The organism is Mycobacterium sp. C31M (assembly GCF_053345865.1).
Map to the genome: position 1 here is coordinate 264,625 of NZ_JBKFAX010000007.1, position 14,689 is coordinate 279,313.

14 protein-coding genes are annotated in these 14,689 nt (G+C 66.2%); 9 read left to right on the forward strand and 5 right to left on the reverse strand.

The genetic code is table 11. The features are described from left to right. Positions 1-96: 96 nt before the first annotated feature. From ACLBYA_RS13365 to ACLBYA_RS13380, 4 genes are all read right to left on the reverse strand, one after another. Entirely contained in the window at positions 97-918 is an 822-nt protein-coding gene (locus ACLBYA_RS13365) for an ATP-binding cassette domain-containing protein (RefSeq protein ID WP_447709882.1), read from the reverse strand. A 4-nt stretch (positions 919-922) separates the two neighbouring features. After that, positions 923-1,981, reverse strand: a complete 1,059-nt coding sequence (locus ACLBYA_RS13370; RefSeq protein ID WP_447709883.1) for an ABC transporter permease — start codon at positions 1,979-1,981, stop codon at positions 923-925. A 32-nt stretch (positions 1,982-2,013) separates the two neighbouring features. Further along, positions 2,014-3,033 carry a substrate-binding domain-containing protein gene (locus tag ACLBYA_RS13375; RefSeq protein ID WP_447709884.1) on the reverse strand — a complete coding sequence of 340 codons (1,020 nt, stop codon included), beginning with the start codon at positions 3,031-3,033 and terminating at the stop codon, positions 2,014-2,016. 127 nt (positions 3,034-3,160) lie between these two features. Beyond that, positions 3,161-4,195, reverse strand: a complete 1,035-nt coding sequence (locus ACLBYA_RS13380; RefSeq protein ID WP_447709885.1) for a LacI family DNA-binding transcriptional regulator — start codon at positions 4,193-4,195, stop codon at positions 3,161-3,163. Between the two features lie 98 nt (positions 4,196-4,293). On the opposite strand from ACLBYA_RS13380, the gene ACLBYA_RS13385 reads away from it, so the two are divergent. Both ACLBYA_RS13385 and ACLBYA_RS13390 read left to right on the forward strand, forming a co-directional pair. Beyond that, positions 4,294-5,265 carry a Gfo/Idh/MocA family oxidoreductase gene (locus tag ACLBYA_RS13385; RefSeq protein WP_447709886.1) on the forward strand — a complete coding sequence of 324 codons (972 nt, stop codon included), beginning with the start codon at positions 4,294-4,296 and terminating at the stop codon, positions 5,263-5,265. After that, positions 5,262-6,026, forward strand: coding sequence for a TIM barrel protein (locus ACLBYA_RS13390; protein ID WP_447709887.1), 765 nt, complete (start codon positions 5,262-5,264; stop codon positions 6,024-6,026). Before ACLBYA_RS13385 ends, ACLBYA_RS13390 begins: the two co-directional genes overlap by 4 nt. Positions 6,027-6,073: 47 nt before the next feature. On the opposite strand, the gene ACLBYA_RS13395 is transcribed toward ACLBYA_RS13390, so the two are convergent. After that, the gene (locus tag ACLBYA_RS13395) at positions 6,074-6,811 is read right to left on the reverse strand and encodes a GntR family transcriptional regulator (RefSeq protein WP_447709888.1); all 738 of its coding nucleotides are present in this window, start codon (positions 6,809-6,811) and stop codon (positions 6,074-6,076) included. Between the two features lie 150 nt (positions 6,812-6,961). On the opposite strand from ACLBYA_RS13395, the gene iolC reads away from it, so the two are divergent. From iolC to ACLBYA_RS13430, 7 genes are read left to right on the forward strand one after another with little or no spacing between them, the layout of a single operon-like run. Beyond that, positions 6,962-7,948 (forward strand): 5-dehydro-2-deoxygluconokinase, encoded by a 987-nt coding sequence (gene iolC, locus ACLBYA_RS13400; protein WP_447709889.1) that lies wholly within the window; start codon positions 6,962-6,964, stop codon positions 7,946-7,948. Then, positions 7,941-8,867, forward strand: a complete 927-nt coding sequence (locus tag ACLBYA_RS13405) for a Cgl0159 family (beta/alpha)8-fold protein (RefSeq protein WP_447709890.1) — start codon at positions 7,941-7,943, stop codon at positions 8,865-8,867. Before iolC ends, ACLBYA_RS13405 begins: the two co-directional genes overlap by 8 nt. Positions 8,868-8,871: 4 nt before the next feature. Next, complete coding sequence (gene iolB / locus ACLBYA_RS13410) at positions 8,872-9,735, forward strand: 5-deoxy-glucuronate isomerase (protein WP_447709891.1); 864 nt, start codon at positions 8,872-8,874, stop codon at positions 9,733-9,735. Positions 9,736-9,738: 3 nt separating this feature from the next. Continuing rightward, the gene (iolD, locus tag ACLBYA_RS13415) at positions 9,739-11,682 is read left to right on the forward strand and encodes a 3D-(3,5/4)-trihydroxycyclohexane-1,2-dione acylhydrolase (decyclizing) (protein ID WP_447709892.1); all 1,944 of its coding nucleotides are present in this window, start codon (positions 9,739-9,741) and stop codon (positions 11,680-11,682) included. A gap of 31 nt (positions 11,683-11,713) precedes the next feature. Beyond that, a complete protein-coding gene (locus tag ACLBYA_RS13420) occupies positions 11,714-12,634 on the forward strand; it encodes a sugar phosphate isomerase/epimerase family protein (RefSeq protein ID WP_447709893.1) in 921 nt (306 codons plus the stop codon). Positions 12,635-12,648: 14 nt separating this feature from the next. Continuing rightward, entirely contained in the window at positions 12,649-13,668 is a 1,020-nt protein-coding gene (locus tag ACLBYA_RS13425; RefSeq protein ID WP_447709894.1) for a Gfo/Idh/MocA family protein, read from the forward strand. A gap of 1 nt (position 13,669) precedes the next feature. Then, positions 13,670-14,545: a sugar phosphate isomerase/epimerase family protein gene (locus ACLBYA_RS13430; RefSeq protein WP_447709895.1), complete on the forward strand. Its 876-nt coding sequence runs from the start codon at positions 13,670-13,672 to the stop codon at positions 14,543-14,545. The last annotated feature ends 144 nt before the right edge of the window (positions 14,546-14,689 follow it).

Consider the following 14,689-nt stretch of genomic DNA (forward strand, 5'->3'; position numbering starts at 1 on the left):
ATGATCCGTGACGGCCCTAGACCGGTCAAGCTGACATACGGCTGCGGCGCGGTTTCGCACCCCTCGGAGTGCGCAACCGCGCCGCGAGCGTCGGTGTTACTTGCTGGCGCGCAGCTCGTGAGACAGCGCTTCGAGCTCGTCGCCGCCGGCCATCTGCTGGGTCAGGTGTTCGAGGGTGATCTCGTCGTAGGTGCAGTCGAGCTTCTGCCGACCACGGTTGAGCAGCACGAAGTGGTCGCCGACCATATGTGCGTGATGCGGGTTGTGCGTGATGAACACGACGCCGAAACCGGCTTCCTTGGCCGCGGTGATGTACTTGAGCACCACACCGGACTGCTTGACGCCCAGTGCCGCGGTCGGTTCGTCCAGGATCAGAACCCGCGCCCCGAAGAACACCGCCCGAGCGATCGCGACGCATTGGCGCTGGCCTCCCGAGAGCGACCCGATCGGTGCATCGACATCGGGCAGTTCGATGCCCATCTTGGACAGTTCCGCCAAGGTGGTGGCGCGCATCGCGTTGGCGTCCAACGAGAACGGGAAGGACTTCTTGCGCACCTCCTGGCCGAGGAAGAAGTTGCGCCACACCGGCATCAGCGGAACGACGGCCAGGTTCTGGTACACCGTCGCGATGCCCTTGTCCAGGGCATCGGCCGGTGACGAGAACTTCAGCGCCTCACCGTCGACGAGCAGTTCACCCTCGGTCTGCTGGTGCAGGCCGGCGATGATCTTGATCAGCGTCGACTTTCCTGCGCCGTTGTCACCGAGGATGCCGGTCACCTCACCGGCGTGCACCCGCAGCGAGATGTCCTTGAGCGCAGTGATGTTGCCATAGGTCTTGCCGACGTTACGGAGCTCGACAAGTGGCGTCTTACCGCCGGCGGGAATCTCGCTGTCCGGCTTCTCAACTGAAATCGTCATGGAATCACTTCTTCGCTGCGTAGTTACGGAAGGCGTTGTTGGCGATCACCGCGAACAGCAGCATGCCGCCGAGGAAGAACTTGAACCAGTCCGGGTCCCAGCCCGCGTAGACGATGCCCTGGTTCGTCATACCGAAGATGAAGGCGCCGATGGCGGCCCCGATCGCGGTGCCGTAGCCACCGGTCAGCAGGCAGCCACCGATCACCGCGGCGATGATGTAGAAGAACTCGTTGCCGATGCCCTGCCCGGACTGCACGGTGTTGAAGGCGAACAGCAGATGCATGCCCACGAACCAGCCGCAGAAGCCGACGAACATGAACAGACCGATCTTCACTTTGGTCACCGGGATACCGATGGCGCGAGCACTTTCCGCGTCACCGCCGACGGCGAAGATCCAGTTGCCGATCTTGGTCTTGAACAGCACCCAGGTGGCGATGACGGTGAACACCAGCCACCACAGCACCGTCACCCGGATACCGACCCCGAAGATGGTGAACGTCGAGGAGAACACCTTCTGCGCGGAGTCCCAGCCGGACATGTCGCTGACACTCTGGGTGGCCACCTGACCCGCGACCAGTTTCGTGACCGCGAGGTTGATGCCGGCGAGCATGAAGAACGTCGACAACGTGATGAGGAAGCTGGGGATCTTGGTCTTCATCACGAGGAACCCGTTGAAGAACCCGACGGCCAGAGCCAATACCAGTGCCAGTGCCGCGCCCACCCAGAGATTGAGGTGCAGGTTGTAGGCGAGCATGGATGCCGCCAGCGAGCTGAACGTCACCGCGACACCGGCGGACAGGTCGAACTCACCGCCGATCATCAGCAATGCGACACCGCAGGCCATGATGCCGATGGTGCTGCTGGCATACAGCACAGTCGCCAGCGACGATGCCTCGCGGAACGGCGGCGCCACGATGAAGAAGGCGATGAAGATGCCGATCGCACCGATGCCCGCACCGATCTCGGGACGGATCAGCATGCGCTGCAGCCGGTTCCGTTCCTTCACACGTTCGTCGCGAACCACCTTGTGTTCGGCGACATCAAGGTCTGCTTGGGTAACCATTTGCGTACTCTTCCTGGCTCTTTCCAGTTCCGCTAGCGAGTTCCGCCCTTGGCCAGTTCGGCCACGGCGTCGATGTTGGACTTGTCGATGAACGACGGGCCGGTCAGGGTCGCCTGACCGCCACCGATGAGGTTCTTGTTGGAGTTGTAGAGCCACAGTCCGTCGATCGCCAGGTAACCCTGCAGGTAGGGCTGCTGGTCGACGGCCCACATGACCTTGTCGGTCTGGATGGCGTCCACGAGTGCGGCGTTGGTGTCGAAGGTGCCCACCTTGGCGCTGCTGCCGGCGTTGGCCACCGACTGCACCGCGGTCAGGGCGAACGGTGCACCGAGCGCCACCACCATGTCCACGGCCGGATCCTGCTGCAGCTTCGCGGTGATGGTCGACTCGACCGACGGCATGTCCTTGCCGTTGACGTTGAGGGTCTCGGTGGCCGGGAAGGTGTCCTTGACTCCGGCGCAACGGGATTCGAGTCCGACGTGACCCTGTTCCTGGATGACGCAGACCACCTTGGTGGCGCCATCGGCCTTCAGGCGCTCGCCGACGGCCTGGCCGGCGATGAACTCGTCCTGCCCGAAGTATTCCTTGACACCCATGGCCTGCCAGTCCTGCAGGCCGGAGTTGAAGGCGACCACCGGGATGCCCTTGGCCTCGGCAGCCCGCACCGCGGCGGCCATCGCCTCCGGCTTGGCCAGCGTGACCGCGATACCGTCCACGCCACTGTCGATCGCGGCCTGCACCAGGTTCGCCTGGTTGGGCGCCTCAGGATCGTTGGAGTAACGCAGCTCGACATTGTCCTTCTTGGCCGCCGCCTCGGCGCCCTTGCGGATCAGGTCCCAGAAGGAGTCGCCGGGCACTTCGTGGGTGATCATCGCGATCGTCATCCGCGGCGTATCAACGGTGCCGCCGCCCGAACCACCGTCGCCCGAGCCCTCGGGCGCGCCACCCGTGGACGAACACGCCGCCATGCTCAATGCCACAACGCCCGCTCCGGTAAAGGCTGCGAGCCGTTTGAACGACTGGGTTACTCGGCTCTTCGCGCGAGCGCTCATCGCTGTCTCTCCTCTTTGTCATTTCGCCGCAGCGACAGCACCGGCCAACGAGCCGAGTGCCGGACGCGACGCCTGCGGTATTGATGTAATACGGCTCACACCGGAAAGTCAATAGTTTGTCCTGACATTAGGACTGCACGTCATTTGCCAGGGCCGATCGGGCCAGGTCGCGAGACGCCGGGGCGGCAACGGAGCCGCGCACCACCAGCGTCGGCTCGCAGACCACGTCGACGATGTCGGACGTCGCGTCATCTCCGTCGAGTCGCTCGACCAGGCGGGCAACCGCCGCTTCGGCCAGTCCGGCGGCGTCCTGGCGCACGGTGGTCAGGTCGACGTGAGCCAGTCCCGCCAGCGGACTGTCGTCGAATCCCATGACCGATATCTGTTGGGGCACCGACACTCCCGCACGTATCAGGACGTCCATGACGCCGAGTGCGCAGCGATCGTTGAAGGCGAAGACGGCGGTGGGCAAGTGCGGTTCGGCGAGCAGCCGGGTGGCAGCGGCTGCCCCGTCACGCTCGGTCAGACCGCCGGGCAGCAGCCGTTCGACCAGCCCCGCCCGCCGCACAGAACGGCGGTAGCCGCGTAACCGCTCGGCCGCGCCGGGCGCCCGCCCACCGTCGAGGTAGGCGATCTCGCGATGCCCGAGGTCGATGAGATGATCGGCCCCCAACACGGCGCCGGCGACATCGTCGCTGCGTACGGCGTCGACCCCGCGCACCCGCCGGGCCACCACGACCACGGGCACCCGGGTGGCAAGCTCTGCCAACCGTCGCGGCGCAGCGTCCGGACCGATCAGCACCAGCCCCTCGCAGCGATCGTCGAGCAGTGTCCGCAGCGCACGTGCCTCATCACGATGCGGTGTCACACCGCTGAGCACCACGTCGTATCCGACCCGTTCGGCGGCCAGGTAGACACCGTCCACCAGGTCGGCGTGAAACTCCTGCCCAGGCGTGAACGTCACCCCGAGCAGCCGGGTGCGGTGTTGGCGCAGCCGCCGGGCTCGCGGATCCGGCCGATAGCCGATCTCCTCGGCGGCCTGCCGCACCCGGTCACGCGTCTGATCACTGGCCCCCGGGACATCACGCATCACGATCGATACGAGCGCGGGCGAGACACCGGCCCGCGCGGCCACATCCGCCAGGGTCGGTCTGCGTTGCACGAACTCGATCCTAGATCGTTCTACTTTCGGCCGTTGACGGATTACGCCGGTCGGACCTACCGTCTACTAGAACGTTCTAGTCGATCGGAGCAACTCTCATGTCCCCCACTCTTTCTTTCGGCCTCATCGGTGCCGGCTGGATCGGCAGCTTCCACGCCGAAACGCTGTCGTCGCGACTGCCGAACACCCGGTTGGCCGCCGTCGCCGATCCAGTACCCGGTGCCGCCGAACGCTTCTCGGGTGCGCGCGCCTACCAGGATCCGCTCGAACTGATCGCCGACCCCGGTGTGGCGGCGGTGGCGATCTGCTCGCCGGCCGCCAGCCATGCCGACCTCGTGGTGGCCGCGGCCCAGGCCGGCAAGCATGTCTTCTGTGAGAAGCCGATGGCGCTCACCCTGGCCGATGCCGACCGTGCGATCGAGGCGGCGCGCACCGCGGGCGTGGCGCTGCAGGTCGGCTTCAACCGGCGATTCGCGACGGACTTCGCCACCATGCGCGCCGGCATCGACGCGGGCGAGGTCGGCACTCCACAGCTGCTGCGATCGCTGACCCGAGATCCCGGTATCGCCGCCGAGGTCGCGGCCCGGGTCAAGCCCTGGACGATCTTCAACGAGACGTTGATCCATGATTTCGACACGCTGTGCTGGCTGAACCCGGGCGCCCGGGTCACCGAGGTCTACGCCCAGGCCGACGCCCTGGTGCATCCGCAGTTCGCCGAACAGGGTTTCCTGGATACCTCGGTGGTCCAGCTGCGGTTCGACAACGGCGCATTCGGAGTCGCCGAGGCCAGCTTCCAGGCCGTCTACGGTTACGACATCCGCGGCGAGGTGTTCGGTTCGGAAGGTGTCCTGCTGGCCGGCCGGTCACCGGAGAACGCGGGCAAGCTGAACACCGAGCTGTTCGCCGACGCGTATTCCGCGCAGTTCGCCCACTTCGCCGAGAACGTGCTGGCCGGTACCGAGCCGTCGGTCACCGGTGCCGACGCCCGCGTCGCGCTGGAGATCGCGCTCGCCGCACGGGAATCCATCGAGACGAAGGCACCCGTCGTCCTGAGCGGAGTCCCGGCATGAGGCTCGCGGCGTGTTCGGAGATGGTCTTCACCGACCTGCCGCTGCTGGACCGCGTCAAGCGGATCGACGAGCTCGGTTTCGATGTCGAGATCTGGAGCTGGCATGACAAGGATCTGGACGCGCTGGCCGCGACCGGTGCACGCTTCTCGTCGATGACCGGCTACCTCCACGGCGATCTCATCGATCCGGCCACCGCCGACGAGGTGGTGCGTACCGCCGAGCTCAGCATCAAGGCTGCCGAGACGCTGGGGGTGCCGCGGCTGAACCTGCACACTGCCGAACTGGTCGACGGTCAGGCGGCCCGGCCCCGGCAGCGCACCACCGGCGCGATGTGGCTGACGGCGTTGCGCGCGTTGGAGCGTATCGGCGAGCTGGGCGCGGCGGCCGGCGTGACGTTCTGTGTGGAGAACCTCAACACGATCGTCGACCACCCCGGTGTGCCGCTGGCCCGCGCCAAGGACACCCTCGCGCTGATCGAGGGTGTCGGGCACCCGAACGTCAAGATGATGCTGGACTTGTACCACGCGCAGATCGGTGAGGGGAACCTCGTCGAACTCGTCCGCCGCTGCGGTGACGCCATCGGGGAGATCCAGGTCGCCGACGTTCCGGGACGGTGCGAGCCGGGTTCCGGCGAGATCCATTACCCCGCGGTGGCCCGGGCCTTGCGCGACATCGGCTACACCGGGACCGTCGGCCTGGAGGCCTATGCCTCCGGCGACAGCGAGGCGGCCCTGGAGGCGTTCCGCGCCGCGTTCTCCTGAGCTTTCGGTGCGTTTGCGCTCGTGTGGCGAGCGCAAACGCACCGATCTCAGCGGTCGACCAGCGTGGTCTCGAAGTAGTAGCGCGACGCGCGGTAGCAGTGTGTTCCGAATTCCACCGCGCGGCCCGAATCGTCGAACGCGGTGCGGCTCATGGTCAGCAACGGTGATCCGGCTTTCTCGTCCAGCAGCCGAGCCTCATTGCGGGTCGCCGGCTTCGCACCGATCCGCTGGCGGGCCAGTCGGATGTGCACGCCGCGCCCCCGTAGCGCCTGATAGAGGCCGCTGGCTTCGAGCTCGTCGGCATCCGGGGCGATCTCGACCGGCATGTAGTTGGTCATTACGGCCAGCGGTTCACCGTTGGCGCAGCGCAGCCGCTGGATGGTGACGATCTCGTGGCTCTTGCCCAGGTTGAGCTCGGCCGCGATCTCGTCGTCGGCCAGGCCGATGTGGTACTCCAGCAGCTGGGTCGTGGGCTCCTGGCCGGACTTCGCCAGATCGTCGAACAGACTGGTCAGCTCGACACGTCGATGCACGGGGTTCTGCACCACCTGGGTGCCCACGCCACGCTTGCGGACCAGCAGGCCCTTGTCGACGAGCTCCTGGATGGCCCGCCGCGTCGTCGGGCGGGACAACGCCAGCCGGCTGGCCAGCGCGAGTTCGTTCTCGAAACGGTCACCAGGCGCGAGATCACCGTTGCGGATCGCCGTTTCGATTGCTTGCGCGAGCTGGTAGTAGAGAGGCACAGGGCTGGACCTGTCGAGCTCAACAGCTAGAGGCACATCCACTCCGATCTCGGGCCGGTGATCAGAAAGAGTAGCTGAAGATTACACCCTCATGATCGAAAGTTAGAATGTCAGGACAAACTATTGACATCTATGAGTGATGCAAGGCACAGTCATAGTCGAGCCCAGCCAATCGAAGTTTCGGGAGCCACAGTGTCTGTTGACAGACAATCCAGCACGGAGCCGTTCGACGTCATCGCCATCGGGCGCAGCGGTGTTGACGTCTATCCGCTGCAGACCGGTATCGGACTCGAAGATGTTGAGTCCTTTGGGAAATTCCTCGGCGGCAGCGCGGCCAACGTCGCCGTCGCGGCCGCCCGGCTCGGCAACAAGGCCGCGCTCATCACCGGTGTCGGCGCCGACCCGTTCGGACGTTACGTGCGCGGTGAACTGGCCCGCCTCGGAGTCGACGACCGATTCGTGGCGACGCATGACGAGTACCCCACCCCGGTCACGTTCTGCGAGATCTTCCCGCCCGACCACTTCCCGCTGTACTTCTACCGCAAGCCGTCGGCTCCCGATCTGCAGATCCAGAGCGACGAGTTGGACCTCGACGCCATCCGGTCCGCCCGGCTGTACTGGTCGACGGTCACCGGTCTGTCCGAGGAGCCCAGCCGCAGCGCGCATTTCGCCGCCTGGGCGGCACGTTCGCGCGCACCGCTGACCGTCCTGGACCTCGACTACCGGCCGATGTTCTGGGCCACCCCGGCCGCCGCCAGCGAACAGGTTCAAAAGGCGCTGCAGTATGTCACCGTCGCCGTGGGCAACCGTGAGGAATGCGAGATCGCCGTCGGCGAGACCAACCCGCACAAGGCCGCCGACGCCCTGCTGGATCTGGGTGTCGAACTGGCCATCGTCAAGCAGGGACCGCGTGGCGTGCTCGGCAAGACCAAGCACGCCTCGGTGACGGTTCCGCCCAACGAGGTCGACGTCATCAACGGACTCGGCGCCGGAGATGCCTTCGGCGGCAGCCTCATCCACGGCCTGCTGCACGGCTGGTCGATGGAGAAGACGCTGCGCTACGCCAACGCCGCCGGCGCCATCGTGGCATCACGACTGGAGTGCTCGACCGCAATGCCCACCGCCGCCGAGGTCGCCGACCTGGCCGAGCAGACCGCCGTGGAGGCCGTCAATGTTTGATCAAAACGCAGCGGCGAGTCCGAACGTATCCCCCGTCGCTTCGCTCGCCGCGGCGCAGACGTACGCGGATGTCACCGGGATCCGCACCGCCGACCCGGGCGCGGTCGCCAAGGCCTGGCAGGCCCGCACCACCCGCCCGACGGTGCGCGGCAACGGCCGGCTGATGATCGTCGCCGCCGACCACCCCGCACGTGGGGCACTGGCCGTCGGCGACCGACCGACCGCGATGAACAGCCGCTCCGACCTGCTGGACCGGCTGCGCGCCGCGCTGGCCGATCCCGGTGTCGACGGCGTGCTGGCCACCGCCGACATCCTCGACGACCTGGTGTTGCTCGGGGCGCTGGAGGACAAGGTGGTGTTCTCGTCGTTCAATCGCGGCGGGCTGGCCGGTGCCGGTTTCGAGTTCGACGACCGAATGACCGGCGCCACCGCGGCATCGACGGCGGCCGCACGGATGAACGGCGGAAAGATGCTGTGCCGCATCGCCCTCGACGACCCGGGCACGGTGGCCACCATGGCCGCCTGCGCGCAGGCGGTCGACGAGTTGGCCGCCCACGGCCTGATCGCCATGCTCGAGCCCTTCATGTCGGCACGGGTCAACGGCAAGGTGCGCAATGATCTGACCCCCGATGCCGTCATCAAGTCGATCCACATCAGCCAGGGCCTGGGATCCACGTCCGCCTACACCTGGATGAAGCTTCCGGTCGTCGACGAGATGGACCGCGTGATGGAAGCCACCACCATGCCGACGCTGCTGCTCGGCGGCGATCCGACCGATCCCGACGAGGCGTTCGCCAGCTGGGAGAAGGCGCTGGCGCTGCCCGCGGTCAAGGGCCTGATCGTCGGCCGCACCCTGCTGTACCCGCCCGACGACGATGTCGCCGGTGCGGTGGCCACCGCCGTCGCGATGGTGCGGTGACACGATGAACTCCAAGTGGTACATCCCCGCCCGCACCGCACCGGCACCCTTCACCGTCGATGTGACGCCGGAATCGGCCGGCTGGAGCGAGTCCTCGCTGCAGGTCCTCGAATTGGCCGGTTCGCAGAGCTTGCAGACCGGTGCCACCGAGGTGATGATCCTGCCGCTGGCCGGCGGCGGGACGGTGGAATGTGATGGCGAGACCTTCGAACTCAGCCCGCGGGCATCGGTTTTCGACGGTCCCGCGGACATGGTCTACCTGGGGATCAACCAGTCGTACGTGCTGTCCGGCGAGGGCCGATTCGCCGTCTGTGGCGCACGTGCGTCGCGCTCGTTCCCGAATCGCCGGGTGGCTGCCGCCGATGTGCCGGTGGAATTGCGCGGCGCGGGCAACTGCAGCCGCCAGGTGCACAACTTCGGCACCGCGACGACCTTCGAGGCGGACTCCCTGATCGCATGCGAGGTCATCACGCCGGGCGGTAACTGGTCGAGCTACCCCGCACACAAGCATGACGAGAACAGCGACGTCGAATCCGAGCTGGAGGAGATCTACTACTTCGAGATCGACGACAGCCCGGCCGGTACACCGGGATTCGGGTACCACCGGGTGTTCGGCACTCCGCAACGTCCGATCGAGGTTCTCGAAGAGGTCCGGTCCGGTGACGTCGTGCTGGTACCGCACGGCTATCACGGACCGTCCATCGCCGCACCCGGCCACCATATGTACTACCTCAACGTGATGGCCGGCCCGGGACCCGAACGCGCCTGGCTGATCTGCGACAACCCCGATCACACCTGGCTGCGTGGCAGCTGGGAACACCAGGAAATCGATCCGCGCCTGCCGCTGCGCAAGACCCAAGGAGCCTGAACCGTGGTTTCCACCGCGCCCAAGTCGACCGAGAAGCTGGCCGACACCGAGTCGACCGTGCGACTCACCGTGGCCCAGGCCACCATTCGATTCCTGGCCAACCAGTACATCGAGCACGACGGTGAACGCACCAAGTTCTTCGCGGGCTGCTTCGGTATCTTCGGCCACGGCAACGTGGCCGGACTCGGTCAGGCCCTGCTGCAGGACGAGGTCGAATCGTTGGAAGCGGGCCGCGAGCCCGGCCTGAAGTACGTGCTGGGCCGCAACGAACAGGCCATGGTGCACAGCGCCGTTGCCTACGCCCGACAGAAGGACCGGCTGCAGGCATGGGCCGTCACCGCCAGCGTCGGCCCCGGCTCGACCAACATGCTGACCGGCGCCGCATTGGCCACCATCAACCGGCTGCCGGTGCTGCTGTTGCCCGCCGACACCTTCGCAACCCGGGTCAGCTCACCCGTGCTGCAGGAGCTCGAGCTGCCGTCGTCCGGAGATGTCACGGTGAACGATGCGTTCAAACCGCTGTCGCGGTACTTCGACCGGGTGTGGCGTCCCGAGCAGCTTCCCGCGGCCCTGCTGGGTGCGATGCGTGTGCTCACCGACCCGGTCGAGACCGGGGCGGCAACCGTCTCCATTCCGCAGGATGTCCAGGCCGAGGCGCATGACTGGCCGGAATCGCTGTTCACCGAGCGCACCTGGCACATCGCCCGGCCGCTCCCCGAGCGTTCGGTGACCGCGCGCGCCGCCGAGGTCATCGCGTCGGCGACCAAACCGCTCATCGTGGCCGGCGGCGGTCTGCACTACTCATTCGCCGAAGGGGCGCTTGCCGCGCTGTGCGAACAGACCGGCATCCCCGTCGCGGAGAGCCAGGCCGGCAAGGGGTCATTGCCGTACGACCACCCGCAGAGCGTCGGCGCCATCGGGTCCACCGGTACCACCGCCGCCAACGCGCTGGCCGCCGAGGCCGATGTGATCATCGGCATCGGCACCCGATACAGCGATTTCACCTCCGCGTCGCGCACCGCGTTCAACAACCCGGACGTCCGGTTCGTCAACATCAACGTCGCCTCGCTGGACTCGGTCAAGCAGGGCGGTATCAGCGTCGTCGCCGATGCCCGCGAGACGCTCGAGGCATTGGCGCCGGCCCTGTCCGGGTACACCGTGAGCGACGAATACCGCGCCCGCGTCACCGAACTCGCCACCGAGTGGGAGGACACCGTTTCCGGTGTCTACGCCACCCAGGACGGGGTTCAGCTCAACCAGAACCAGGTCATCGGTCTGGTGAACACGCTGTCCGACCCGCGCGATGTGGTGGTGTGCGCGGCCGGATCGATGCCGGGTGACCTGCACAAGCTGTGGCGGACCCGCGACCGTAAGGGTTACCACGTCGAATACGGCTTCTCCTGCATGGGTTACGAGGTCGCCGGCGGTATCGGCGTGCGGATGGCGGCACCGGATCGTGATGTGTTCATCATGGTCGGCGACGGCTCGTACCTGATGATGGCCACCGAGATCACCACCGCAGTACAGGAAGGTGTCAAGGTCATCCCGGTGCTGGTGCAGAACCACGGATTCGCCTCCATCGGTGGGCTTTCCGAGTCGCTCGGTTCACAACGGTTCGGCACCGACTACCGCTACCGGGGCAGCGAGGGACGCCTGGACGGTGACATACTTCCGGTCGATCTGGCTGCCAATGCCGCAAGCTTGGGCGCCGACGTCATCAAGGTCGCCACCGCCGCCGAGTTCGCGGATGCCGTCAAGGTGGCCAAGGCCGCCGACCGCGTCACCGTCATCTACGTCGAGACCGACCCGCGGATCTACGCCCCGGACAGCTTCTCCTGGTGGGACGTCCCCGTCAGCGAGACCTCCACCCTGGAGTCCACGCAGACCGCCTACCAACGCTATTCGGGCTGGAAAAAGGTCCAACGCCCGCATCTCCGCCCCTCCTAGTCAACTCCTAGTCAACGAGGACACCAAAGCCATGGCAAGCATTCTCGTAGGATCCGCACCCGACTCCTGGGGTGTCTGGTTCCCGGATGACCCGCAGCAGACCCCGTACACCCGGTTCCTCGACGAGGTCGCCGAATCCGGTTACGAGTGGATCGAACTGGGTCCGTACGGCTACCTGCCCGCCGACCCGCAGCAACTGCTCGACGAGCTCGGGTCCCGGGGACTGAAGCTGTCGGCCGGCACTGTGTTCGAGCACCTCCACCAGTCCGAGACCCGCGGCGACGACGCGTGGAACTCGGTATGGAGCCAGATCGAAGATGTCGCGAAGCTGACCGCCGCCGCCGGCGGCAAGCATGTCGTCGTCATCCCGGAGATGTGGCGCGACCCGGCCACCGGTGCGGTGCTGGAGGATCGTAACCTCACCCCCGCGCAGTGGCGCCAGAAGACCCAGGGCATGAACGAACTGGGCAAGGCGATGTTCGAGAAGTACGGTGTCCGTGCGCAATACCACCCGCACGCCGACAGCCATGTCGACACCGAGGAGAACGTCTACCGCTTCCTCGACGGCACCGATGGCGAGTTCGTGAACCTGTGCCTGGACACCGGCCACATCTCCTACTGCGGCGGGGACAACATCGCCATCATCCGGCGCGCCCCCGAGCGCATCGGTTACCTTCACCTCAAGCAGGTCGATCCGGAGGTCCGGGCCAAGGTGGAGGCCGAGGACCTGCCGTTCGGCGAGGCCGTCAAGCTCGGCGCGATGACCGAACCGCCGCTGGGCATTCCGGAGATGCCGCCATTGCTCGCCGAGATCGAGAAGCTGCGCATCGACGTGTTCGCCATCGTCGAGCAGGACATGTACCCCTGCGAGGTCGACGCTCCGCTGCCCATCGCCAAACGCACCCAGAAATACCTGGGTTCCTGTGGCGTCCCGTCTGTTCGCTTCAACTAAGAGGGCCAAACACAATGTCCGATCTGAAGATTGCAGTCCTGGGTGTCGGGATGATGGGCGCCGACCATGTCGCCCGCATCACCGCCCGCATCTCCGGCGCGCGCGTCGTCGTGGTGAACGACTACCTCATCGACAAGGCCGAGGCGATCGCCACGGGGATCCCCGGCTGCCGGGCCATCGTCGATCCGCTCGATGCCATCGCCGATCCCGAGGTGGACGCGGTGGTGTTGGCCACCCCGGGCCCGACGCATGAGAAGCAGCTGTTGGCGTGCCTGGAGCACGGCAAGCCGGTGCTCTGCGAGAAGCCGCTGACCACCGATGTCGAAAGCTCCCTGGCCGTCGTCAAGGCCGAGGCCGCGCTCGGCAAGCGGCTGATCCAGGTCGGTTTCATGCGGCGCTTCGACCACGAGTACGTGCAGCTGAAGTCGCTGCTGGATGCCGGCGAGTTCGGAACCCCGCTGGTGCTGCACTGTGCGCACCGCAACCCGACCGTGCCGCCGAACTTCAACAGCGACATGATCGTTCGTGACTCGCTGGTGCACGAGGTGGATGTCACGCGCTTCCTGTTCGACGAGGAGATCGTCTCGGTCCAGATCATCCGGCCGGGCGCCAACCCGGGAGCACCCGAGGGCCTGCAGGATCCGCAGATCGCGATCTTCAAGACCGCCTCGGGCAAACATGTCGATGTCGAGGTGTTCGTCACCACCGGGGTCGCCTACGAGGTGCGCACCGAGCTGGTCGGCGAAAAGGGGAGCGCCACCATCGGACTCGATGTCGGGCTGATCCGCAAGAATGCGCCGGGCAACTGGGGTGGCCAGATCACCCCGTCGTTCAAGGAACGTTTCGGCCAGGCGTATGACACCGAGTTTCAGCGGTGGGTCGATGCGGTCAAGGCCGGCGTCTATGTCGATGGCCCGAGCGCGTGGGACGGTTACGCCGCCGCCGCGGTGTGCGAGGCCGGTGTCGAGTCGCTGCACAGCGGGTTGCCTGTCGAGGTCAAGCTGGTCGACCGCGCGTCCATCGCGGGGGCATGACATGAAGATTGCACTCGATCCCACCCCGTTCCACCACGACTACGCGCTGCTGGACTTCCCGAAGCTGGTGGCGGAGTTGGGGTATGAATACCTGCAGCTGACACCGCACCGGGATTTCATCCCGTTCTTCAACCACCCGCGTGCCGATGACGATCTGGTGGCGAAGTTCCGCAAGGCCTGTGCCGATGCCGGTGTCGGGATCGCCTCGGTGCTGCCCGTGCTGCGCTGGGCCAGCCCGGACCCCGATGCCCGCGAGGCCGCGGTGCGCAACTGGAAGCGCGTCATCCAGATCACCGTCGATCTCGGCGTCAACGTCATCAACACCGAGTTCTCCGGCCGGCCCGAGAAGGCCGAGGAGTCCGAGCGAGCTTTCTTCCGATCGATGGAGGAACTGTTGCCCGTCATCGAACGCGAGGGCATCGATGTCCGGATCGACCCGCACCCGGACGATTTCGTCGAGGACGGCCTGGAGGCGGTGCGCATCATCCGCGGGGTGAACTCGCCGAACATCGGCATGGTGTACGTGGCCTGCCATAGCTACCACATGGGCGGCAACATGACCGAGATCATGCGGGCCGCGGGTGACAAGCTGCGCCTGGTGCACGTCGCCGACACCATGGATCATCACCGCAGCCACGGCCTGCGCTACATCACCAACCCGCCGGGCAACCCGGTCCGGGTGCACCAGCACCTCAAGATCGGCGACGGCGATATCAACTGGGACGAATTCTTCTCCCGCTTGGCCGAACTCGGCTTCTACGACCGCGATGACACCGTCATGGTGTCCTCGGTCTTCGCCGAGGACGAGACCGCCCACGAGGTGTCCCGCTACCAGCTCAAGACCATGACCGAATACGTCGCGAAGTACGGAAAGTAGACGACACCATGAGCAAGACCATCTCCCACTGGGTGGACAACAAGATCTTCGAGGGTTCGTCTGGTTCGACGGCGCCGGTGACCAACCCGGCCTCCGGGCAGGTGACCGGTCAGGTCGCCCTGGCCTCGATCGACGATGCCCAAG

Coding starts and splice junctions, on each gene's coding strand:
- ACLBYA_RS13365 (WP_447709882.1), bottom strand. CDS start 918: ATGACGATTTCAGTTGAGAAGCCGGACAGCGAGATTCCCGCCGGCGGT.
- ACLBYA_RS13370 (WP_447709883.1), bottom strand. CDS start 1,981: ATGGTTACCCAAGCAGACCTTGATGTCGCCGAACACAAGGTGGTTCGC.
- ACLBYA_RS13375 (WP_447709884.1), bottom strand. CDS start 3,033: ATGAGCGCTCGCGCGAAGAGCCGAGTAACCCAGTCGTTCAAACGGCTC.
- ACLBYA_RS13385 (WP_447709886.1), top strand. CDS start 4,294: ATGTCCCCCACTCTTTCTTTCGGCCTCATCGGTGCCGGCTGGATCGGC.
- ACLBYA_RS13390 (WP_447709887.1), top strand. CDS start 5,262: ATGAGGCTCGCGGCGTGTTCGGAGATGGTCTTCACCGACCTGCCGCTG.
- ACLBYA_RS13405 (WP_447709890.1), top strand. CDS start 7,941: ATGTTTGATCAAAACGCAGCGGCGAGTCCGAACGTATCCCCCGTCGCT.
- iolB (WP_447709891.1), top strand. CDS start 8,872: ATGAACTCCAAGTGGTACATCCCCGCCCGCACCGCACCGGCACCCTTC.
- ACLBYA_RS13420 (WP_447709893.1), top strand. CDS start 11,714: ATGGCAAGCATTCTCGTAGGATCCGCACCCGACTCCTGGGGTGTCTGG.
- ACLBYA_RS13425 (WP_447709894.1), top strand. CDS start 12,649: ATGTCCGATCTGAAGATTGCAGTCCTGGGTGTCGGGATGATGGGCGCC.
- ACLBYA_RS13430 (WP_447709895.1), top strand. CDS start 13,670: ATGAAGATTGCACTCGATCCCACCCCGTTCCACCACGACTACGCGCTG.